Annotated in this window: 18 protein-coding genes; 11 read left to right on the top strand and 7 right to left on the bottom strand. The window is 63.8% G+C overall.

Translation table 11 applies throughout. From position 1 onward, the window contains the following. Positions 1-3: 3 nt before the first annotated feature. Genes NKJ88_RS29410 through NKJ88_RS29385 form a run of 6 tightly spaced genes read right to left on the bottom strand, consistent with a single transcriptional unit; the run spans position 4 to position 6455 of the window. Positions 4-1035 (bottom strand): phosphotransferase enzyme family protein, encoded by a 1032-nt coding sequence (locus NKJ88_RS29410; RefSeq protein ID WP_023823568.1) that lies wholly within the window; start codon positions 1033-1035, stop codon positions 4-6. After that, positions 1032-2339, bottom strand: a complete 1308-nt coding sequence (locus tag NKJ88_RS29405) for an aminotransferase class III-fold pyridoxal phosphate-dependent enzyme (protein ID WP_023823567.1) — start codon at positions 2337-2339, stop codon at positions 1032-1034. Before NKJ88_RS29405 ends, NKJ88_RS29410 begins: the two co-directional genes overlap by 4 nt. Positions 2340-2372: 33 nt before the next feature. Continuing rightward, positions 2373-3722: an aminotransferase class III-fold pyridoxal phosphate-dependent enzyme gene (locus NKJ88_RS29400; protein WP_352446548.1), complete on the bottom strand. Its 1350-nt coding sequence runs from the start codon at positions 3720-3722 to the stop codon at positions 2373-2375. Positions 3723-3742: 20 nt separating this feature from the next. Next, positions 3743-4405, bottom strand: a complete 663-nt coding sequence (locus tag NKJ88_RS29395; RefSeq protein WP_023820914.1) for an HAD family hydrolase — start codon at positions 4403-4405, stop codon at positions 3743-3745. Beyond that, entirely contained in the window at positions 4402-5685 is a 1284-nt protein-coding gene (locus NKJ88_RS29390) for a Tm-1-like ATP-binding domain-containing protein (protein ID WP_023823565.1), read from the bottom strand. The genes NKJ88_RS29395 and NKJ88_RS29390 overlap by 4 nt, the downstream gene beginning before the upstream one ends. Next, a complete protein-coding gene (locus NKJ88_RS29385) occupies positions 5685-6455 on the bottom strand; it encodes an IclR family transcriptional regulator (protein WP_352446547.1) in 771 nt (256 codons plus the stop codon). Before NKJ88_RS29385 ends, NKJ88_RS29390 begins: the two co-directional genes overlap by 1 nt. Positions 6456-6621: 166 nt before the next feature. Between NKJ88_RS29385 and NKJ88_RS29380 the strand changes: the two genes are divergently transcribed. The 3 genes from NKJ88_RS29380 (at position 6622) to NKJ88_RS29370 (ending at position 10811) form a co-directional block, all read left to right on the top strand. Beyond that, complete coding sequence (locus NKJ88_RS29380; protein ID WP_352446546.1) at positions 6622-8070, top strand: APC family permease; 1449 nt, start codon at positions 6622-6624, stop codon at positions 8068-8070. Between the two features lie 63 nt (positions 8071-8133). Then, positions 8134-9327: a cytochrome P450 gene (locus NKJ88_RS29375; RefSeq protein ID WP_023823563.1), complete on the top strand. Its 1194-nt coding sequence runs from the start codon at positions 8134-8136 to the stop codon at positions 9325-9327. Next, positions 9324-10811, top strand: a complete 1488-nt coding sequence (locus NKJ88_RS29370; protein ID WP_023818585.1) for an aldehyde dehydrogenase — start codon at positions 9324-9326, stop codon at positions 10809-10811. The genes NKJ88_RS29375 and NKJ88_RS29370 overlap by 4 nt, the downstream gene beginning before the upstream one ends. Before the next feature lie 172 nt (positions 10812-10983). On the opposite strand, the gene NKJ88_RS29365 is transcribed toward NKJ88_RS29370, so the two are convergent. After that, entirely contained in the window at positions 10984-13272 is a 2289-nt protein-coding gene (locus tag NKJ88_RS29365; protein ID WP_245260038.1) for a mechanosensitive ion channel family protein, read from the bottom strand. A gap of 282 nt (positions 13273-13554) precedes the next feature. Between NKJ88_RS29365 and NKJ88_RS29360 the strand changes: the two genes are divergently transcribed. From NKJ88_RS29360 to NKJ88_RS29325, 8 genes are all read left to right on the top strand, one after another. After that, entirely contained in the window at positions 13555-14157 is a 603-nt protein-coding gene (locus NKJ88_RS29360) for an ANTAR domain-containing response regulator (RefSeq protein ID WP_023667842.1), read from the top strand. A 2-nt stretch (positions 14158-14159) separates the two neighbouring features. After that, positions 14160-15398, top strand: a complete 1239-nt coding sequence (locus tag NKJ88_RS29355) for a CmpA/NrtA family ABC transporter substrate-binding protein (protein WP_031199262.1) — start codon at positions 14160-14162, stop codon at positions 15396-15398. A 338-nt stretch (positions 15399-15736) separates the two neighbouring features. Beyond that, complete coding sequence (locus tag NKJ88_RS29350) at positions 15737-17065, top strand: CmpA/NrtA family ABC transporter substrate-binding protein (RefSeq protein ID WP_023667844.1); 1329 nt, start codon at positions 15737-15739, stop codon at positions 17063-17065. 94 nt (positions 17066-17159) lie between these two features. Then, positions 17160-18050 (top strand): nitrate ABC transporter permease, encoded by an 891-nt coding sequence (gene ntrB / locus NKJ88_RS29345; protein WP_023682697.1) that lies wholly within the window; start codon positions 17160-17162, stop codon positions 18048-18050. 10 nt (positions 18051-18060) lie between these two features. After that, on the top strand, positions 18061-18858 hold the full coding sequence (locus NKJ88_RS29340; protein ID WP_023682696.1) for an ABC transporter ATP-binding protein: 798 nt from the start codon (positions 18061-18063) through the stop codon (positions 18856-18858). Positions 18859-18862: 4 nt separating this feature from the next. After that, on the top strand, positions 18863-21313 hold the full coding sequence (gene nirB / locus NKJ88_RS29335; RefSeq protein WP_023708118.1) for a nitrite reductase large subunit NirB: 2451 nt from the start codon (positions 18863-18865) through the stop codon (positions 21311-21313). A 5-nt stretch (positions 21314-21318) separates the two neighbouring features. After that, positions 21319-21648, top strand: coding sequence for a nitrite reductase small subunit NirD (gene nirD, locus NKJ88_RS29330; protein WP_023686954.1), 330 nt, complete (start codon positions 21319-21321; stop codon positions 21646-21648). A 3-nt stretch (positions 21649-21651) separates the two neighbouring features. After that, on the top strand, positions 21652-21854 hold a 203-nt coding region (locus NKJ88_RS29325), incomplete at its 3' end, for a hypothetical protein (protein WP_352446543.1).

Raw genomic sequence — 21854 nt, 5'->3', positions numbered from 1 at the left:
TCGTCAGTTGGGCTGTTCGCCGCGCAAGTAGTCAATCACCACATCGGCTGCGATGGTCGACATGCGCAAGCCGACATCCCTGGTGATGTCGCCTTCGACGCGGCTTTGCACCCAGCCAAGAAACGCGAAGGCACGCAAGGCGGCGAATAGAGGCAATGCGGCGATGTCCTGCGGGGTCAGCGCACGCTCTTGCTGGTAGCCGTCAAGCAAAGCGGTTTCGATCAGCGGGTAGATCGCCTCCTCGCGGTTCTGGTAGAGGGCGACGGCAAGGTCGTACATGTGCCAGCCATGGCCGCAATCGTCGAAATCGATGATGCGCACCGCGCTGTCATGGATGAGCACATTTTCGCGCACCAGATCGGCGTGGATGATGCCGAAATTGCGCGCGCTGCGCTCATGTTCCGACAGCGCCTTCACTGCCTTGTCGCGCGCCTGCAAGACCAGCGCGCGGCGAGGACCATCGAGAAAGGGCGAGGTCTCGAACCGGCCCCAGACCGGGTTCGCACCGAAGAAGCCGTCGAAGTCCCAGGCATGGCGGGCGAAGCCCGCGGGCGGCGTCCACGAGGCAGTGACATTGTGCATATGGGCGATGGTCCGCCCGATCGCCGTGAAGATCTGGATCGACTGGTCGGCCGTGTAGACCAGTGGCACGCCGCGTGCGCCCACGGCGCGGCCCTCCAGCCAGCTCAGGCAATCGGCCTGCCGGGGCTGCGCCGAGGTGGCCGTGCTGACAAGCACGAACGGATCGCCGGCCTGTGTTGCGACGCAAGACGGCGTGGCGACGCCGGCGGATTGCAGGAAGCCCATCCATTGCAGTTCCGAACGCAGCGCGGCGTCCGTGTGGTAGCCGAGCCGGTGGATGCGCATGGCTGCCGGCTGGCCATCCGGCAGCCGCACGCGGAAGACGGCGTTCTCGCGGTGCTTCAGAAGTTCCGGCTCAGAGTTGCGGACGCCCCAATGTTCGAGCGCACGCCTGGCGAGCTCCGTGACATCGGCTGCCGTTTCGGGCTCGCATTGGGTGGAAACAGAATTCACGCCGGCACTCCCCCGACTTCACCCAGCACCTCGTCCAGCAGGCCGATCAGGAACTCGGCATTGTCGCGCGAGAACGGCATGGGCGGGCGGATCTTGAGCACATTGCCGTGGATGCCGGTCTTGCCCATCAGCACGCCGCGATGGCGCATGCGATTGGCGACCTGCTCGGCAATGTCGGGCGCCGGTTCGCGCGTGTCGCGGTCGTGGACCAGCTCGGCGCCGAAGAACAGTCCGGCCCCCCTGACCTCGCCGATGCACTCATGCCGATCGGCCAGCGGGCGCAGCAGGCCAAGCGCACAGGCACCGACGTCTTGCGCGTTGGCGACAAGGTTTTCCTGTTCGATGACGTCGAGGACGGCATTGGCGACCGCGCAGGAGACCGGGTTGCCGCCAAAGGTGTTGAAGTAGCGGAAAGCGTCGCGGAAGGTCGCCAGTATCTCCTTGGTGGTGACCACGGCCGCGATCGGATGGCCATTGCCCATCGGCTTGCCCATGGTGACGATGTCGGGGACGAAGCCGGCGCGCTGATGGCCCCAGAAATGGCTGCCGGTGCGGCCGAAGCCGGGCTGCACTTCGTCGGCGATGACCAGACCACCGGCTTCGCGCACGGCCCCCAAGGCGTCGTCGAAAAATCCGGTGGGCAGAGCCGAGAAACCTTCATTGGCGAGCAGCGGACACAAGATGATGCCAGACAGGCCAATGCCGTCCTGTGCCAGCGAAGCGATCGCTTGACGCACGGCGTCGCCGAAGGCCTTGCCATTGGCCATCGCATCGGGATGGCGATAGCTGTCGGGGGCCGGCACCAGCCTGACATGGGGGGCGCGGCCGCGGATCGGAGGCATGCGCGTGCTGAGCTGCGAAACCGCCGCCGTGTTGCCATGATAGGTGGCGTCGGTGGCGATGATGCCCATATTGCCGGAGGCGGCCTGCGCCATGCGCAGCGCTATGTCGTTGGCCTCGCTGCCGGTACAGGTCAGGATTGCGGTGGCGAGGCTTGCATCGAAGGTCGCCGTCAGCCGCTCGACATAGTCGAGAATTGCGGTGTGCAGATAGCGTGTGTGGGTGTTGAGCAGGCTTGCCTGACGGCACAAGGCCTCGACCACATGCGGGTGGCAATGGCCGACATGGGCGACGTTGTTGTAGGCATCGAGATACTTGCGGCCGTCGGCATCGTAGAGCCAGACGCCTTCGCCGCGCACCAGGTGCACGGGCTCGTCGTAGAACAATTGCGATTTCGCGCCGAGCAGGCGGGCACGCCGCTTGACGAGCGCTTCCTCGCTCGGGTTCTTCTCAGATTGGGTCATTGCGTACCAAACTCCATTGCGTCAGCGGGTCTATCAGGCCCTCGACAGACCTGCATCGATGGCCTCGCCGATCTTTGCCACGTCGGCGGCGCCGATGATCAGCGGCGGCGACAGGATGATGTTGTTGCCGGACACGCGCAGCATGACGCCGGCGTCATAAGTGGCTTCCGAAACCACGGCCATGGTCTTCTTGTCCACCGGCTTTTTCGTCGTGCGATCGGAGACCAGCTCTAGCGCAGCCATCAGGCCCTTGTACCTGATGTCGCCGACGATCGCGTGCTTGGCTTTTAGCCACTCCAGCGTCGCCGCGAGCTCGATGCCGCGCGCGGCTGCGTTCTCGTCCAGGCGAAGCCGTTTGGTCTCGGCAAGTGCAGCCAGCCCTGCCGCGCAGCCGACAGGATGGCCGGAATAGGTATAGCCATGACCGATCGCCCCGAAGCTGGTCTTGTCGGCCTCGAAGACGTCGGCGACCTTGGCGCCGATCAAGGTGGCGCCGAGCGGGAAATAGCCCGAGGTGATCGCCTTGGCGATGGTCATGAAATCCGGCTTCACGCCGGATAGCCGCGAACCCGACCAGGCGCCGGTGCGACCGAAGCCCGTGACCACCTCGTCGGCGATCAGCAGGATTTCGTGGCGGTCGCATATCTCGCGCACCAGCGGCATGAAGCTGTCATGCGGAACGATGACGCCGCCGGCGCCGAGAACCGGCTCCATGATGAAGGCGGCAATGGTGTCGCCGCCCTGGAAGGCGATCTCATCCTCCAGCGCTTTGGCGCACAGTTTGGCCAGCCGCGCCGGATCGGTCTCATCGAACGGATTGCGGAAGGTCCAGGGTGCGGGAATGTGGAAGACGCCGGGCATAAGCGGCTCATAGTTGCGGCGGAAATTGGCGTTGCCGTTGACTGACGCGCCGCCGAAATGGGTGCCGTGATAGCCCTTCTTCAGCGCGAGGAATTTTGTCCGGTCGCCCTGGCCGCGGATCTTCCAGTATTGGCGGGCGAGCCGCAGTGCGGTTTCGACCGAATCCGAGCCGCCCGAGGTGAAGAAGGTCCGCACCATGCCTTCCGGTTCGAACCATTCGCTGAGTTCGTAAGCGAGCTCGATCGATGGGCCGGTCGACGTGCCGCGAAACCCGGAATAGTAGGGCAGGGCGCTGAGCTGGTCGGCGATGGCCTTCTTGATGGGGTCGCAGGAGTAGCCGAGATTGACGTTCCACAGTCCGCCAACCGCATCGAGCACGGTGTTGCCGTCGATGTCGGTGACCATCACGCCTTCGCCTTTCATGATCACCTTTGGCGGGTTGGCCCGCATCTCGGCCGGGTGTGCCATCGGATGCCAGATCGGCTTGGCGTTTTTCTCGGTGAGGAAATTGATGTCGCGCATCGCAAGGCTCCGCAAATGTCTCAGGAGATGAGATCGAAATGGCCGAGGGCCTCGGCATAGGAAAGTGCCGGCCGCGCGACGTCGAAATGAACGGTGCGCATGCCGGCGGCACGGCCGCCATCGACATTGCGCTGCTGGTCGTCAACGAACACACAGGCGCGGGCAGGCAGGCCAAGCGCCTCGGTCACCAAGGCATAGGCGCGCGGATCGGGCTTGAGGATGCGGGTATAGGTGGCGTCGACGATGGTGTCGAACAGCTCGAGCAGCGGCAGCCGCTGACGGAAGCCGGCGCCATAGAACAGATCTAGCTCGTTGGACAGGATCGCCAGGCGAAATCCCGCCGCATGCACGGTCCGGATGGCGCGGACGGCTTCGGGCCGCACGATCTTTTCCGGCTCGGCTCCGCGTGCGCGCTGGACGAATGTCTCCATTGCCTCCCAGTCCTCGCCGACGAGCCGGCCGACTTCGCTGGTGCGGGTGCGCCAATAATCGCGCTCGCTGATGTCGTTGGCCTGCATGGAGCGCCACAGCGGATCTGAATCCGGGTCGAACGGCCCGTGCCATTGCAGCGTTCCCGGCGCGAGGCCGAGCGCCTGTTCGGTCAAGGCATGGGTCTCGAAAAGGGTCCGGGTGACGACGCCGCCGAAATCGAGGACGAGCGCCTGGGCAGGAACAGCGCTCACGCAGCCACTCCCTTGGCCGGCATGCCGCGCGGGATGATGCCTTCCTCGACCCAGCGGTCGAAGATTTCGAGCGCCTTGCCGACGAACTCGTCGCTGTTGATGTGGGCGTCGATCTCGTGGAACTCGACGCCGGCGGGAATGGCCTTGCGCATCTCATCGGTGAACGCCGCGAGGGCTTCGGGTTCGTACAGCGGCTCGCCCTGCGCATCCCATTCCTGGATGCCGCCGGAGGGCAGGATGAAAGCGGAGCGCCCCTTCGACGCACCGAGCTTGGCGGCGATGGTCCTGGCGACTTCACGGCGGTCGGCGGCATCGACGGTGATCGAGCCGATCAACCTGTTATGAGCATGGAATGGCCGCTGCGCGAACTTTGTCGGCAGCGCCTGCCAGGTCGGCAAATCGACCATGTCTACGGCGCCAGGGGCTGCGATCTGCGGAATGCCGCGGGCGCCGGCATTCTCGAGCCGGTCGGCGCCGGAGCTGACGACCGAACCGGCAATATGATTGGTGATCTCCTGCAGGCTGAAGTCGAACACCGCGCAGAAATGGTCCTGGCTGGCGATCGATTCGAAGGCCCGGCCCCCCATCCCGGTCGTGTGAAAGACTGCGACGTCATAGCCGCGCTGCTCCAACGCCGGCTTCAGCGTCTTCATATAGCGCAGGCAACTGCTGCCCAGCGAAGTCATGCCGATGGTCGGTCCGACCGCCGGGGCCGAAGCACGGGATGCAAGCACGATCCTCGCCGCACCGACCACCGCGCCGCAGGCCTGGGAAAGGACCAGCTTGCAGATGGTGTTGAGGCCGTAGAGCCCGCCTGCCCACAGGATCATCATCAGGTCGGGCGCGACGCGCTCGGGCGGAATGAGATGCGAGTAGGCGATGGTCGAGACGACGAATTTCGGCACGCCGAGCGGCAGGCACAGCGCGACATCGAGCGCCAAATCGGTTCCCATCGAACCACCGATGGCGATGAAGGCGTCGATCTCGCCGCGCTGGTGAAGCTGGCGCACCAGCTGAACGGCGCCGACGGCCATCAATGTCATGGCGGTGTTTTCGTCGCCGCTCGAGACGATTTCGGCCATCGTCACGCCAGCGGCCCGCGCAACGGCATGCTTGTCGTGATCGGGACTATAGGCGGGGGCGCCCAGCACGCTGACATCCATCATCACGGCGCGGCCACCGGATGCCTCGATACACGCTTTCATGAACAGCAGTTCGTCGGTCTTGGTGTCGCCCGTGCCGATGACCAGGATGCGGGGCGTCGCCATATCTGCAGACATCAGGCCTGCCTCCTCAGGGTTTGCAGGTTTTCGCCATTGAGGCGCATCGAAATCTCCCGTGCCGCGGTCACAACCGCAAGCCCTCGTTCCACGATCGTAGCCGGTGTCGTCCTGGCCTTCGGGGCTGCCACCGCAATTGTCCCCAGCGCAAGACCATCGGCGGCGCGGATTGCAGCCGCGACGCCGATCACGCCGTCCTCATGGCCCTGGTCGCAGATCGAATAGCCGCGGTCGCGCGCCTCGCCGATCGACTTTGAAATGGCGGCCGGCTCGACGAGGGTATGATCGGTGAAGGCCTCAAGCGAACCTGTCAGGCATGCTTTCACGGTCGCGTTGTCGGCGAAGGCGAGATAGGCGATGCCGGAGGCGGTGGAATGCAGCGGCAGAAGCTGGCCGACATCGATGTTCACCCGGTTTGCCCAGCTTGAATGCTCGACATAAACGGTGATCAGCCTGTCGACGCCGAATTCCGACAGATGCACCGTCTCGGTTGTCGAACCCGCCAAATCCTGCGCCACGGGAATTGCCGTTTGCAGGAACGGGAAGCAGGCTTCGCGGATACGCGCCAGCCGCGACAGGCCGGCGCCGAGGCGATAGTGCCGCGTGCCGGCATCCTGCTCGACGAAGCCATGGCCGCCAAGCGCCATCAGCAGCCGCCGCGTCGTCGCCTTGTCCAAGGCGCACCGCCGCGCGAGATCGGAAAGTCCGAGCTCGGGCTCGTCCGCCGTGAAAAGCTCCAGAAGTGAAATCGCCTTGCCGACCGTACCCATCCAGCCTCCCGCTCGGATAGAAACTTAATGTGTGAATTAACTTGACAGGCATCCGCATTCTTTGCAAGTCTATATTCAAAATAAGGGTTCAAATAATGAACCAATGGCATTCAGGGAACAGGCCGAGCGGCCGCGAACCCAGGGGTTCGTAAGACTGGAGGGACAAATGTCAGCAGTTTCGGAACAGGTGCCCGCCAACAGGCTGCGCAAGAACAGTCTTGGCGTCGGCGCTATCACCTTCATGGTGATTTCGGCGGCGGCGCCGCTCACCGCGGTCGCCGGCGGCACGCCGCTCGGCATGTTTATGGGCAATGGGGCGGGCTTTGCCGGCACCTATCTTATCGTGACCGTGTTGCTGCTGCTGTTTGCGGTCGGCTACGTCGCCATGTCGCGCCATGTCGGCAATGCCGGCGCCTTCTATGCCTATGCCGCGCGCGGGCTGGGCGGTTTTGCCGGCGGCGCAACCGCAATCATCGCGATCCTGTCCTACAACGCCATGCAGATCGGGGTCATGGGCCTGCTGGGGGCCGCGACCGCCGGCCTGTTCGCCGGCTGGGGCATCGACCTGCCCTGGTGGGTGTGGAGCTTCATCGCCGTTGCCATCGTCGCGGTGTTGGGCTACCGCCAGGTCGACCTGTCGGCCAAGATCCTGACGGTGCTGGTGCTGTGCGAATACATCGTTGTGCTGGTGCTAGACCTCGCCATCCTCAAGACCGGTGGCGACAGTGGTCTCTCTGCGGCGCCGTTCAGCTGGAGCCAGATCGTCAGCGGCTCGCCCGCCATCGCCATCCTGTTCTGTTTCGCCGCCTTCATCGGTTTCGAGGCGACGACGATCTACGCCGAGGAAGCCCGCGACCCCAAGGTGACCATTCCGCGCGCCACCTATTTCTCCGTGCTGCTGATCGGCGTCTTCTACATGGTCACGGCCTGGCTGATGGCGGTCGGCGCCGGCGTCGACAAATTGTTGCCGGCACTGCAGGCGCTTCAGGATCCGACGACTTTCCTGTTCGGCCTGTCCGACCGCTACGCCGGAACCATGCTGTCGCACGCCATGGGCATCCTGTTCGTGTCGAGCCTGTTTGCCGGCGTGCTGGCGTTCCACAACGCGGTTGCCCGCTACATCTACGTCTCGGGCCGCGAGAAGCTGTTGCCTGAAGCGATCGGCGTGACGCATTCAGTGCACCAGAGCCCGCATGTCGCTTCCGTCATCCAGAGCGTGTTGGCAGCGATCGTCATCGGACTGTTCGCGATACTCGGCCTCGATCCGGTTCTGGCGCTGTTTTCCTGGCTGACCAATGTCGCGACGCTGGGAGTCATCGTCATGATGGCGGTGGCCTCGCTCGCCGTGGTGATGTACTTCCGCGCCAACCCGTCGACGCAGGAGAATGCGCTGAAGACCACCTTCCTGCCTGGGCTGGCCTTCATCGCTTTCGTCGTCATCATCTACCTGATCGTCATTAATTTCGGTGGCCTGTCCGGGGCCGGTGGCTTCCTTGGCGTGTTGCTGCCGGGGCTGGTGCTGATTGCCGCGGTGGTCGGCCTGCTGCTTGCCGGTGCGTTGAAGAGCCGGGATCCGGTTGCCTTCGAAAATCTCGGCGTGCCGCTGAAGGACTAGGACAAAGGACAAGGGGGTAGCGCGTTCGGCGCCGCCCCTTTCCATCGCAAGGGAGTAACGGCGTTGAGCTTTGCCGAGAGCATCACCGTTGAGGCGCTGGAAGCCGATCCGTATCCGATCTATGCGGAACTGCGGCGCAGTGCGCCTGTCGCTTTCGTGCCGGCGGTCAATCTCTGGTTCGTCACCCGCTGGAAGGACGTCGAGACCGTCGCAAAGTCACCCGACATCTTCTCCGCCGTCGTCGGTACGTCTCCGGTCGAACGCTCGTTCGGCAAGCCGACCATCCTGACCACCGACGGCGAAACGCACAGACAGCTGCGCCAAGGCGTCGATCCGAAATACCGGCCGCGCACCGTCGCCGCCTATGCCGGCGATCTCGTACGGTCGATTGCCGAACCTTTTCTCGACCGGATCGCCGAACAAGGCTCCGCCGAGCTGATGGCGGATTATTTCGAGCCGGTGTCGACGCTCAGCCTGGCGCGCTCGCTTGGCCTTGCCGACATCGACATGCCGACGCTGCGCCGCTGGTTCTATGGCCTTGCGCAGGGCGCCATCAATTTCGAGAACGACCCGAAGCGGCAAGAGATCGCCGACGCGATCAGCGCCGAGGTCGGCGCAGCCATCCGGCCGACTCTGGATAGACTGGCGCGCGCACCCGACGAATCGGCGCTGTCGCATATGCTGCATGACGGCATGCCGGAAGGCACGACGCGGCCGATCGATTTCTTGATGCCAAGCATCAAGGTCATCCTGCTTGGCGGCATGCAGGAGCCCGGACATGGTGCCGGTTCGATCCTCGCCGGCCTGCTTGCGCATCCCGAACAATTGCGGCAGGTGCTCGCCGATCCCGAGACCTTTGTGCCCAGGGCTGTCGATGAAGGCTTGCGCTGGGTGGCGCCGATCGGCACCCAGACGCGGCAGACGACGCGGGCGGTCGAGCTTGGCGGCGTAACGATCCCTGCCGGCGCCGCGGTCGCTGCACTTGTCTCCTCGGCAAGCCGCGACGAGAGCCGCTTTGCCGATCCAGACCGCTTCGACATCAACCGCAGGGAAGGCAATCATGCCGCCTTCGGCTTTGGTCATCATTTCTGTTCGGGCCGGTTTTTCGCGCGCGAGCAGATGTGCCTTGCATTAAGGCTGCTGCTCCTGCGCTTCCCCGATCTCAGCCTGGTGCCGGGCAAGGTGCCGGTGTTTCGCGGCTGGGAATTCCGAGCGCCAACCACGTTGTATGTTTCCCTGGGAGTCCGCCACCAATGATCAGCCAGAATGCCATCGACGCGTTGCGCAAGACGGAGATCGGCGAGCGGGGCTTGTTTATCGATGGCGTACAGGCCGCAGCGACGAGCGGCGCGACGCTGGCGGTGATTTCGCCGATCGACGGCCGCCCTTTTGCCAGCATCGCCGACGGCAATGCCGCCGACATCGATCGCGCGGTCCGATCGGCGCGAAAAGCATTCGAGAAGGGTTCATGGTCGCGCGCCGCCCCTGCCTTTCGCAAGAAGGTGCTGACGAAATTTGCCGAGCTGATCGAAGAACATGTCGACGAGCTGGTCGTGCTTGGCGTGCGCGACAACGGCACCGAGATCGGCATGGCCTACAAGGCCGAGCCACTGTCGGCGGCCGGCACCATCCGCTACTACGCCGAGGCGATCGACAAGGTCTATGGCGAGATCGCGCCGACGGCCGACAATGTGCTCGGGCTGATCCACAGGGAGCCACTCGGTGTCGTCGGCGTCATCGTGCCGTGGAACTTCCCGCTGATGATCGGCGCCTGGAAGATTGCGCCCGCACTGGCCACCGGCAACAGCGTCGTCGTCAAGCCGCCGGAGATCGCCTCGCTGACCTTGCTGCGGCTGGCCGAACTCGCAAGCGAGGCTGGACTTCCCGAAGGCGTGTTCAACGTCGTTACCGGGCATGGTGCTGTCGCCGGCGAAGCGCTTGGCCTCCACATGGATGTCGACGCCATCGCCTTTACCGGATCGGGGCCGGTCGGCCGGCGGCTGCTCGAATACTCCGCCCGTTCCAATTTGAAGCGGGTCTTCCTCGAGCTTGGCGGCAAGTCGCCCAACATCGTCTTTGCCGACGCTCCGGACCTGAAGCAGGCGGCGGTCGTCTCGGCCAACGGCATCTTTCGCAATTCAGGCCAGGTCTGCGTGGCGGGCTCGCGTCTGCTCGTCCAGTCGTCGGTCTATGATCTTTTCATGGACGAACTTGTCTCGGCAACCACGCGGCTCAAGGTCGGCGACCCGCTCGATCTCGCCAGCGATATCGGTGCGGTATCGAGCGCCGAACAGCTGGACAAGAATCTCGGCTTCGTCGCCATGGCGCAAGCCGAAGGCGCCCGTCTCGTCGCCGGTGGCGAACGGATACTGACCGAGACCGGCGGCAGCTACATGGCGCCGACGATCTTCGAGAACGTGACGCAAGAGATGCAGTTGGCGCGCGAGGAGGTGTTCGGACCGGTGCTCGGCGTGATGCGCTTCGAGACCGAGGAGGAGGCGGTGCATCTCGCCAACTCCACTGTCTACGGACTTGCCTCGGCGGTGTGGACCGCCAATCTTTCCACGGCCCATCGCATGGTGCGCGCCATCAACGCCGGTGTCGTCCACGTCAACACCTATGGCGGAGCCGATATCACCGTGCCGCTTGGCGGCGTCAAACAGTCCGGTTTCGGCCGTGACAAGTCGCTGCATGCGCTGGAGAAATTTGTCGACCTCAAGACCGCCTGGATTGCGCTCTGAGCCTCGCGGAAAGGCCAGCGTATCTGCTCTTTTCGTCAAGCTTGGCCTCAGAAACGCCACGCTGGTGCTGGTTGGCGGCGATCGCGTCACCGCTATCGGCAGTTCCGACTAGCGTCGTGGGTCCAGGCATTGCGCGGAAAGCCGTGTTGCGACCGGCGGGTATCACGGCGTCCTACTCCGTTGTGCCGGCTTTTTTTCTGCGCCGATTGGTGTGCGACTGGGCGACGGCCATTCGTAATTCAGGTGTGATCTCTAAAGGCGCATTCTCTGTCGCATGCGGGTCTTGCAGCCCCTGGACGTGGACGGTCGGGAATGGGAGTTCGATGCCCTGCTCCTTGAAGGCCTGTCGGAGGCGCAAAAAGAACCTGCCTTTCATGCTGAAGGCGCCTCCAGGTCTGGTCGTGACCTTGACCCTCAAGACGATGCCGTACTCGCCGAACTCCTGCACGCCCTGCATCTTGATCGGTTCGATCACCCAGTGTTTGAACTCCGGATCTTCCGCCAGTTCCAGGCCAATTCGCTTGATCAGTTTGCGGGCGAAGTCGATATCGGTGTCATAGCCAACGGTGATGTTGAATTTGTCGGTGACCCAGTCGCGGCTCTGGTTCTGCACGGCGCCGAGTTCACCGAAAGGTATCGTGAACAGCGGACCACGATGGTGGCGCAGCTTCACCGAGCGCAGCGAAAAGCTCTCCACCGTACCCCTGTAGCTGCCCGATGAAATGTATTCGCCGACACGGAAAGCATCGTCGAGCAAATAAAACACGCCAGAGATCACGTCCTTGACGATGGTTTGCGCGCCAAAACCCACGGCGACGCCGACGACGCCGGCGCCGGCGATCAGCGGGCCGATCTGGATGCCGATCGAAGCGAGCATCATCAGCACCGCCATCACGATGATCACTGCTAGCAGAATGTTCTGGATGATCGGCAACAGCGTGTGCAGCCGCGCCTGATGCGGATCGAGGGTGAGGATGTCTTCTTCGCTCACCACCGCTTGCGGTATCGCGACGCCCAGCTTTCGTTCGATCAAGGCTTTGATGATCGACCAGCCGAAATCGGCAGCAAGGGCAATGACCACGACGTTGATCAAGCCGCGCAATATGAGCATGGTGGTCGTATCGCTGCCGCGCATGGATTGCATGTCCAGGCCCAGTACGCGTGCGAGAAGGTAAGCCGCCGCGAGGATGAAAATCATCCGGATACCGCGATCGATGACAGCGATCGTCACCGCCGGGATCGTCGGCCGGCCGGCATCTTCCGAACCGGGCCGCAGGACGAAATTAACCCCGCGCTCTGTCAGCACAATTGCCAAAGGCAGGAAGAATGCGGTGAAGGTAAACCAGAAGAATGTGTAGAGGCCGGCAATGCGTTCGAGGAACAGAACGACGAAATAAGCCGTCAACAACCATGTCACTGCCGTGTGACCGCTGTGGCGCGCGCCGTCTCGCTGCGTTCTTGGCCGACGCCAAATGGCCAGCAGGAAGAGCAACAGCAATATGAAATCGGCGCCGACGGACAGGACCATCATTCCGTCCTGGTCTATGCCGAGACCCGGCAAGAGGACAAACGCGGCGGCGAAGAAGGCGAAAACGCCGACGATCCGGGGCAGCCAATAAGCCCAATGGTCAGCAGCTCCGTCGGTGATCGGCAGGGCACGAACCTCGATGGCGTGCTCGACCTCCATGAAAGAAGGGACGAGTGTGGCCATCACGTATAGGCGCACAGCCCACGTAAAGACCGCAGCCATCAGAAATGTCAGCACAATCTCGCGGATGAGCGCTGGCCAGTCGAACAGCATGAACGCACCGGCGCTGCCCAGCGCGAACGAGCCGATCATCATGCTGGAATAAAGCGTGCGGCCGCCGATCTTCTTGGCCCGCCCGATGGGCGTATCTCTGGGTTGCGCGATGATCCAAAGACGAAATGGACGGGTGAGCTTGTATATTGCCCAGGTGAGCGCCAGGCCGGCAGCGATAAAGATCGCAATCAGCACCAATATGCTGACGGGGCCCTTGCTGGACATATCGTCCATGGTATTGGCCCGGACGCGCGCGAACTGGTCCGGCAGCGAAGGCAAGGTTCGCACGATCTTTTCGATGTGATGCTTGATCCGATCGAGCGTCGAGGATGCCATAGTATTCATCTGGCCCGGTGCGGCCACGGCGTCGGCCGGCGGAGCGCTAGTCTCGGCAGGCGCTTCCGTTGATCCAGCGGCCGGATTTCGTTGCTCGGCCACCCAGGCCTTCACCGACGGATCGTCGAGAAGCTCGAACAGCTGTTTGACCTTGTCGGGCGCGACGGCGGCCGGTGACTGCGCCTGTGCCGGGCCAGCCAGCAGGAGGGCGATGCCAAGGACGAGCGGCCCGGCTATCAGGACGAACATCGCCGTCAGGTTCCCGGGACGCCGTGCTGGGCGCGCCGGCTCCCTGGCCCCCAATCGTCGTTTCATGAGCAGCATCGTGCGGTAACCTTCCGGTCAGATCGGCGAGCAAGGACAGCTATGTCCGTCGTTGCCCCCACCTTTAACAAGCCGATGTTGCGGTGCAAGTCTCATCGCACCTAGACCGTTGGGTAGGGCACCAGGCGACCGGCAAGGCTGTCATCACCAGTGCCAGCGTTGCGCTGCATTCCTTGTCCCGACCACCTAGACCGGGTCATTGTCGGTCGTCGGTTGCTCCGCGGCGGGAGCCTGGTACCATGCCGCATTGCACAATTTTGCGACCTTGCCCACAATGCGCGCATGGTCCGCAGCTCACTCGCCGTCCTGGTCATCGACGAAAACCGTATCCGCGCCGCGATCATCGAGGCAGGTTTGCGCGAGGCCGGCCATGAGCGGGTCACCGTCATCCACGACGTGACCGGCATTGCGCGGCGGATCGCCGAGATCGAGCCGGACGTCATCGTCATCGACCTGGAAAACCCGAACCGCGACATGCTGGAAAACATGTTCCAGCTGTCGCGTGCGGTGAAGCGGCCGATCGCCATGTTCGTCGACCGATCGGACCAGGCATCGATCGAAGCGGCGGTCGATGCCGGCGTTTCGGCCTATGTCGTCGACGGCCTCAGGCAAGAGCGCGTCAAGCCGATTCTGGACATGGCGGTCAGCCGCTTCAACGCTTTCTCGCGCATGGCGCGCGAGCTGGAAGAGGTTCGAGGCGAGCTTGAGAGCCGCAAGGTGATCGACCGTGCCAAGGGCATCCTGATGAAGTCGCGCGGCCTGACCGAAGAGGCCGCCTACACGCTGCTGCGCAAGACGGCGATGAACCAGAACCGCAAGATCGGCGACATTGCCCAGAGCCTGGTGACTGCCGCCGGGCTGCTCGGGCCGTCGGAGGACGAATGAGCATGAGCGCCGAGCACCAGATCACCGCCGGCTTCATGCCGCTCTTCGACAGTGCCGTGCTGGTTGCGGCGGGTGAGCTTGGATTTGCCGCGCGCGAGGGCATCGATCTCACACTGCACCGCGAGACCTCCTGGGCCAACATCCGCGACCGCATCGCCATCGGCCATTTCCACCTGGCGCACATGCTGGGGCCGATGCCGCTCGCCTGCAATCTCGGGCTGACGCCGCTTGCTTCCGAGACCATCGTGCCGTTTTCGCTCGGGCTTGGCGGCAATTGCATCACCATCTCCAACGCCGTCTGGGAAGGCATGGCGGCACACGGCGCCATACCCGATCTCGAGCCCGCGCGCGCGGGCGCAGCCCTCGGTGCCTTCATTCGCGACCGCGCCGGGGCTGGCGGCGATCCGCTGCGCTTTGCCGTGGTGCACCCGCATTCGGGGCATAATTACGAACTGCGCTACTGGCTTGCCGGGTGCGGCATCGATCCGGAGCGCGAGATCGAGATCGTCATCGTGCCACCGCCCTTCATGGCCGATGCGCTGGTCGCCGGGCGGATCGACGGCTACTGCGTGGGCGAGCCCTGGAACAGCGCCTCGGTCGCCGCCGGCACCGGCCATATCGTCACCGTCAAGGCGCTGCTGTGGCGCAACAGTCCGGAGAAGGTGATCGGCGTGCGCAAGGCCTGGTCGCAGGAGAACCCGGTCGCGCTGGCAGCATTGCTGCGCGCGCTGCATCATTCGGCGCGCTGGTGCCAGGATCCGGGCAACCACGCCGAACTGGCTGGTGTGATGGCTCAAGCTGGCTTCCTGGGCCTGCCACCAGCTGTCCAGATGCCGATCCTGACCGGCCATCTTGAACTGGGCGGCGGCGCCGAACTGGATGTCGACGACTTCTTCCTGCCCTTCGACAAGGCGGCGAACTTTCCGTGGAAGAGCCATGCGCTGTGGTTCTATACGCAGATGGTGCGCTGGGGGCATGTCGAGCACACGCCGGAAAACCTTGCTATCGCCCGTGACTGCTACCGTCCGGACCTCTACCGCTCGGCGCTAAAGCCGCTTGGCGTTGCACTTCCCGGCGCCAATGCGAAGGTCGAGGGCGCGCTTAAGGTCGCCACGGCTGTCGGTGCGACTGGGGCAGGCTTGGTGCTTGGGCCGGACGGCTTCTTCGACGGTCAGACCTTCGACCCCGACGAGATCGACGGCTATATAGCGCGCCAGAAAGTCGCTCGCGCGGAAGCCTGATCATTCTCGCGCCATTCTTGTGCATTGCACAAAAAATGTGCGTGCGATTGCTGTAATGAACAATCTTTGACCTGCTTGCGATGTCGCCTCACGTGCCGGCGTCTGGCGCGTAATGTTGATTTCATTTAGGTTTTTCGTTTCACTCAGAACTGGCACGGTTCCTGCTTTGAATTAGCCAGACCCTTCGCGGGTCACGGAACAGGCGTCCAATGGCGGGCGCCACAGGCAAAGCTGCCGCTCAGGTCAACGACGCGATCCCGGATGTACGGACGCGCGAGGCCTGGACGGCGGCTTTTTTGTTTTGGGCCACTCGACGAAGCGTTCAACCGGAGATCACGATGAAAGAAAAAATAGGAAAATGGATCGGGACGGGAACATCGCTCAAGGATGTGACGCGCCGCGATTTTCTTGTCAGCAGCGCCATGACGGCCGGCCTGTTCGTGGCGGCCCGCAAGCTCTTCCCCTCGGGCGCCTATGCCGCCACGACCGCTCCGGAGGTCACCGGCGCCAAGCTCGGCTTCATCGCGCTGACCGACGCGGCGCCGCTGATGATCGCCAAGGAGAAGGGGCTGTTCGCCAAGTTCGGCATGCCCGACGTCGAGGTGATCAAGCAGGCCTCCTGGGGCGCGACGCGCGACAATCTGATGCTCGGCGGCGAAGCCAACGGCATCGACGGCGCTCACATCCTGACGCCGCTGCCCTATCTCATGCACACCGGCAAGGTGACGCAGAACAACCAGCCGATGCCGATGGCTATCGTGGCGCGGCTCAACTACGACTGCCAGGGCATTTCGGTTGCGCAGGAATACGCCGGCACCGGTGTCGGGCTCGACGCCTCCAAGCTGAAGGACGCCTTCGCCGCCAAGAAGGCGGCCGGCAAGGAAATCAAGGCCGCCATGACGTTCCCGGGCGGGACCCATGATTTGTGGCTCCGTTACTGGCTTGCCGCCGGCGGCATCGATCCCGACAAGGACGTCTCGACCATTGTCGTGCCGCCGCCGCAGATGGTCGCCAACATGAAAGTCGGCAACATGGACGTGTTCTGCGTTGGCGAACCGTGGAACGAACAGCTCGTCCACCAGGGCGTTGGTTTCACCGCCGCCACCACCGGCGAACTGTGGAAGGGTCATCCCGAAAAGGCGCTCGGCCTCCGCGCCGAATTCATCGACAAATACCCGAACGCCACCAAGGCGATCGTGATGGCCGTCATGGAGGCCCAGCAATGGTGTGAGGCCACGGAGAACAAGGACGAGATGGCCGCCATCATCGGCAAGCGGCAATGGATGAACGTGCCTGTCGCCGACATTATCGGCCGCCTCAAGGGCGACATCAACTACGGCAATGGCCGCGTGGCCACCGGCACTGACCTCTACATGAAATTCTGGAAGGGTGGCGTCTCCTATCCCTACAAGAGCCACGACAGCTGGTTCCTCGCCGAAAACATCCGTTGGGGAAAATTCGCGCCGACCACCGACATCAAGACGCTGGTCGATCAGGTCAATCGCGAGGATATCTGGCGCGAGGCGGCGAAGGATCTCGGCGTTGCCGCAGCCGATATTCCGGCCTCGTCGTCGCGTGGCGTCGAGACATTCTTCGACGGCAAGATTTTCGACCCGGCCAACCCGTCGGCCTATCTCGACAGCCTGAAGATCAAGGCATCGGCTTGACCGGCGCAAACGGCGCGTTGCGCCGTTTGTCGCCCCCAGCGCAACGGCGCTTCGCCGCTTGTCGCCCGCATCGACCCCGGAGTTATACTCAGACATGTCCATCCAAGCCATTGAGGAAACCACGGTGAAGGCGTTCCCCGCGAAGCCTGCCGCGGTCATCGCTTTCACCGCCAAAGCGCGGCGCCGCTTCGACCCGATCGCGATCGCCGGCAGGCTGGCCACCGCCCTGGTGCCGCCGGTCATCGTTATCGCCTTCATGCTGGTCGTGTGGCAGATCGCCTGCTCGTCGCCGACCGCCAGCCTGCCGCCGCCCAGCCAGGTGTGGAACGAGGCCTATGACCTGATCGCGCATCCGTTCTTCAACAACGGCCCGCAGGATATCGGCCTTGCGTGGCGGGTGCTGATCTCTCTGCAGCGCGTCGCCATCGGCTTCGGCCTGGCGGCGATCGTCGGCGTCGCGCTCGGCGCCCTGGTCGGCCAGTCGATCTGGGCCATGCGTGGCCTCGATCCGGTGTTCCAGATACTGCGCACCGTGCCGCCGCTGGCCTGGTTGCCGCTGTCGCTGGCTGCTTTCCGCGATTCCAGCCCGTCGGCGCTGTTCGTTATCTTCATCACCTCGATCTGGCCGATCATCATCAACACCGCCGTCGGCGTGCGAAACATTCCGGAAGACTACCGCAACGTCTCACGCATCTTGCGGCTCAACCAGTTCGAATTCTTCGTCAAGATCATGGTTCCGGCCGCCGCACCCTACATCTTCACCGGCCTCAGAATCGGCATCGGCCTGTCCTGGCTCGCCATCGTCGCCGCCGAAATGCTGACCGGCGGCGTCGGCATCGGCTTCTTCATCTGGGACGCCTGGAACTCGTCGCGGCTGCCCGACATCATCGTCGCGCTCGCCTATATCGGCGTCACCGGTTTCTGCCTCGACCGCCTGGTCGCTGCGGTCGGCGCTTTCGTCACCCGCGGCACAACGGCAAAGTGAGGAGAGGGCGATGACGGCCTATCTGAAGCTCGACCATATCGACAAATCCTTTGCCCGCGGCGGTCAGGTCAGCGAGGTGCTCAAGGACATCAGGCTGACCATCGACAAGGGCGAATTCGTCTCCATCATCGGCCATTCCGGCTGTGGCAAGTCGACCTTGCTCAATCTGATCGCCGGGCTGACCAAGGTTTCCGCCGGCGCCGTGCTGCTTGAAAACAAGGAGGTCGACAGCCCCGGACCCGAGCGCGCCGTGGTGTTCCAGAACCACAGCCTGCTGCCATGGCTCACCGTCTACGAAAACATCAGCCTGGCGGTGTCGAAAGTCTTTGGTCGTTCCAAGAGCAGGACCGAACGGCATGACTGGATCATGCGCAATCTTGATCTCGTGCAGATGGCCCATGCCAAGGACAAGCGGCCGGCCGAAATATCGGGCGGCATGAAGCAGCGCGTCGGCATTGCCCGGGCGCTTGCCATGGAGCCGAAGATCCTGTTGCTCGACGAGCCGTTCGGTGCACTCGACGCGCTGACGCGCGCCCATCTTCAGGACGCGGTCATGGACATCCATTCCAGGCTCGGCTCGACGACGATCATGATCACCCACGATGTCGACGAGGCGGTATTGTTGTCCGATCGCATCGTCATGATGACCAACGGTCCGGCGGCGACCATCGGCGAGGTGCTTGCGGTGCCGCTGGCACGGCCGCGTCGCCGCGTCGAACTCTCTTCCGACCGCACCTTTTTGCGCTGCCGCGAAGCGGTGCTGAAGTTCCTCTATGAACGTCATCGCTTCGTCGAAGCCGCGGAGTAACGCCATGACCGAAAAGCTCGTCATCATCGGCAACGGCATGGCCCCTGGGCGCATGCTGGAGCATCTGCTCGAACAGGCGCCGGGCCGCTACACCGTGACCATCTTCAACGCCGAGCCGCGGGTGAACTACGACCGCATCATGCTGTCGCCGGTTCTCTCCGGCGAAAAGGCCTATGAGGAAATCATCATCCACGGCGACGGCTGGTACATCGCCAACAACATCACCCTCTACAAGGGTCACAAGATCGTCGCCATCGACCGGGCGGCCAAGACCGTCACCTCCGACCACGGCGTCACCGAGCCTTACGACAAGCTCGTCATCGCCACCGGATCAGTGCCTTTCATCATTCCGGTGCCCGGTCACGATCTGCCGGGCGTGCTGACCTATCGCGACCTCGACGATGTTCAGGCCATGATGCTTGCCGCCCAGTCGCGCGCCAAGGCCGTGGTCATCGGCGGCGGCCTGCTCGGGCTGGAGGCGGCAGCAGGTTTGAACGCCCAAGGCATGGACGTCACCGTGCTGCATGTCATGCCGACATTGATGGAGCGTCAGCTCGATCCAGCCGCCGGCTATCTCCTGCAGCGCGCGGTGGAACAGCGCGGCATCAAGGTCATCACCAAGGCCAACACCCAGGCGATCACCGGCAACGGCAAGGTCGGGCAGGTGGAGCTTGCCGACGGCACCATCATCCCGGCAACGCTGGTGGTGATGGCGGTCGGCATCCGGCCGAATGCGGCGCTGGCCAAGGAGGCCGGCATAGCCGTCAATCGTGGTATTGTCGTCGATGCCGGCATGCGCAGCAACGACCCCGACGTCTACGCGCTCGGCGAATGCGCCGAGGTCAACGGCCAGGTCTACGGGCTGGTCGCGCCGCTCTACGAGATGGCGCGCGTTGCCGCGAACCAGTTGGCCGGCAACGAGGCAGCGGCCTTCGTCCACATGGACACGCCGACCAAGCTCAAGGTCACCGGCATCGACCTGTTCTCGCTTGGCGACTTCGCCGAAGGCGAGGACCGCCAGGAGATCGTGCTGCGCGATGCCGCCGCCGGCGTCTACAAGCGCCTTGTGCTCAAGGACGACCGCATCATCGGCACCGTGCTTTATGGCGAGACGGCGGATGGGGCCTGGTTCAACGATCTCAAGAAGAAGCAGACCGACATATCGGAGATGCGCGACACGCTCATCTTCGGCCAGTCCTACCAGGGGGGTGCCCCGCTGGACCCTATGGCGGCCGTTGCAGCCTTGCCGGATGATGCGGAAATCTGCGGCTGCAACGGCGTTTGCAAGGGAAAGATCACCGGCGCGATCACGGCCAAGGGCCTGGCTTCGCTCGACGACGTGCGCGCCCACACCAAGGCATCGGCTTCCTGCGGTTCGTGCACCGGGCTGGTCGAGAAGCTGATGGTGCTGACCATCGGCGACAAATACAACCCGGCCGCCGTGCAACCGATGTGCGGCTGCACCACGCTCGGCCATGACGAGGTGCGCCGGCTGATCATCGCCAAGAGCCTGAAGACCATTCCCGCCGTCATGCAGGAGCTGGAATGGACGACCTCCTGCGGCTGCGCAAAATGTCGGCCGGCGCTCAACTACTACCTCGTCTGCGACTGGCCGAACGATTACGCCGACGACTATCAGTCGCGCTTCATCAACGAACGCGTCCACGCCAACATCCAGAAGGACGGCACCTATTCGGTGGTGCCGCGCATGTGGGGCGGCGTCACCAACGCCGCCGAACTGCGCGCCATCGCCGACGTCGTCGACAAGTTCGAGATACCGATGGTCAAGGTCACCGGCGGCCAGCGCATCGACATGCTGGGCATCCGCAAGGAGGATCTGCCGGCGGTGTGGGCCGATCTCGGCCAGGCCGGCTTCGTCTCAGGCCATGCTTACGCCAAGGGCCTGCGCACGGTGAAGACCTGTGTCGGCTCCGACTGGTGCCGCTTCGGCACGCAGGATTCGACCGGCCTCGGCATTCGCATCGAGAAATTCATGTGGGGCTCGTGGACCCCGGCCAAGGTCAAAATGGCGGTGTCGGGCTGTCCGCGCAACTGCGCCGAGGCGACCTGCAAGGATGTCGGCGTGATCTGTGTCGACAGTGGCTACGAGATCCATTTCGCCGGCGCCGCCGGCCTCGACATCAAGGGCACCGAAGTGCTTGGCCTGGTCAAGACCGAGGACGAGGCGCTGGAGCATATCGTGGCGCTGACGCAGATGTATCGCGAGCAGGGCCGCTATCTCGAGCGCATCTACAAATGGGCCAAGCGCATCGGCATCCCCGAGATCAAGCGCCAGATCATGGACGACGGTGCAAAGCGCAAGGCCTATTACGAGCGCTTCGTCTTCAGCCAGAAATTCGCCCAGGTCGACCCGTGGTCGGAACGCGTCTCCGGCAAGGACAAGCACGAGTTCCGGCCAATGGCTTCTGTCGGGTTTGCGCAGGCGGCGGAGTGATCAAAATGGACTGGATATCGATCGGCTCACTCTCCGACATCCCGCGGCGTGGCGCGCGCTGCGTCGACACACCCGAGGGCAAGATCGCCGTCTTCCGCACGCAGGACGATCAGGTCTATGCCATCGACGATCATTGCCCGCACAGAGGTGGGCCGCTGAGCCAAGGCATCGTCCACGGCACCGCCGTCACCTGTCCCTTGCACAATTGGGTCATCTCGCTGGAGACGGGCAAGGCGCTCGGCGCCGACGAGGGCGCCGTGCGCACCATTCCTGTGCGGATCGAGGGCGAGCTCCTGTTCATTGCGCTGAAAGCGCTGGCCAGCCGCGCGGCCTGAAGCATGGAACTGGGCGAAGCGCGCGAGGTGAGGACCACCTGCCCCTATTGCGGGGTGGGTTGCGGCGTGCTGGCGAAAGTCGCCCCCGGCGGTGGAGTACCCGGGCCCCGCGGCCCCCCCCCAACACCGCAAAAAGGGCCGCGCAGCTGCAAGGGCTCCGCCCCGGCCCGCACCAAACCCCGAGCCCGGCCGGGGCGCGAACCCCC

It is taken from the genome of Mesorhizobium sp. M0016 (genome assembly GCF_040324035.1).
In the GTDB taxonomy this organism is placed as follows: domain Bacteria; phylum Pseudomonadota; class Alphaproteobacteria; order Rhizobiales; family Rhizobiaceae; genus Mesorhizobium.
Note: the sequence above shows the minus strand (reverse complement) of the source record. Positions and strands in the feature narration are given on the sequence as shown.

What these genes read in the sequence shown, in the direction of transcription:
- NKJ88_RS29405 (WP_023823567.1), bottom strand. Translation starts at nt 2,339, where the DNA reads ATGACCCAATCTGAGAAGAACCCGAGCGAGGAAGCGCTCGTCAAGCGG.
- NKJ88_RS29400 (WP_352446548.1), bottom strand. Translation starts at nt 3,722, where the DNA reads ATGCGCGACATCAATTTCCTCACCGAGAAAAACGCCAAGCCGATCTGG.
- NKJ88_RS29390 (WP_023823565.1), bottom strand. Translation starts at nt 5,685, where the DNA reads ATGTCTGCAGATATGGCGACGCCCCGCATCCTGGTCATCGGCACGGGC.
- NKJ88_RS29385 (WP_352446547.1), bottom strand. Translation starts at nt 6,455, where the DNA reads ATGGGTACGGTCGGCAAGGCGATTTCACTTCTGGAGCTTTTCACGGCG.
- NKJ88_RS29380 (WP_352446546.1), top strand. Translation starts at nt 6,622, where the DNA reads ATGTCAGCAGTTTCGGAACAGGTGCCCGCCAACAGGCTGCGCAAGAAC.
- NKJ88_RS29370 (WP_023818585.1), top strand. Translation starts at nt 9,324, where the DNA reads ATGATCAGCCAGAATGCCATCGACGCGTTGCGCAAGACGGAGATCGGC.
- NKJ88_RS29365 (WP_245260038.1), bottom strand. Translation starts at nt 13,272, where the DNA reads ATGCTGCTCATGAAACGACGATTGGGGGCCAGGGAGCCGGCGCGCCCA.
- NKJ88_RS29360 (WP_023667842.1), top strand. Translation starts at nt 13,555, where the DNA reads ATGGTCCGCAGCTCACTCGCCGTCCTGGTCATCGACGAAAACCGTATC.
- NKJ88_RS29355 (WP_031199262.1), top strand. Translation starts at nt 14,160, where the DNA reads ATGAGCGCCGAGCACCAGATCACCGCCGGCTTCATGCCGCTCTTCGAC.
- NKJ88_RS29350 (WP_023667844.1), top strand. Translation starts at nt 15,737, where the DNA reads ATGAAAGAAAAAATAGGAAAATGGATCGGGACGGGAACATCGCTCAAG.
- ntrB (WP_023682697.1), top strand. Translation starts at nt 17,160, where the DNA reads ATGTCCATCCAAGCCATTGAGGAAACCACGGTGAAGGCGTTCCCCGCG.
- NKJ88_RS29340 (WP_023682696.1), top strand. Translation starts at nt 18,061, where the DNA reads ATGACGGCCTATCTGAAGCTCGACCATATCGACAAATCCTTTGCCCGC.
- nirB (WP_023708118.1), top strand. Translation starts at nt 18,863, where the DNA reads ATGACCGAAAAGCTCGTCATCATCGGCAACGGCATGGCCCCTGGGCGC.
- nirD (WP_023686954.1), top strand. Translation starts at nt 21,319, where the DNA reads ATGGACTGGATATCGATCGGCTCACTCTCCGACATCCCGCGGCGTGGC.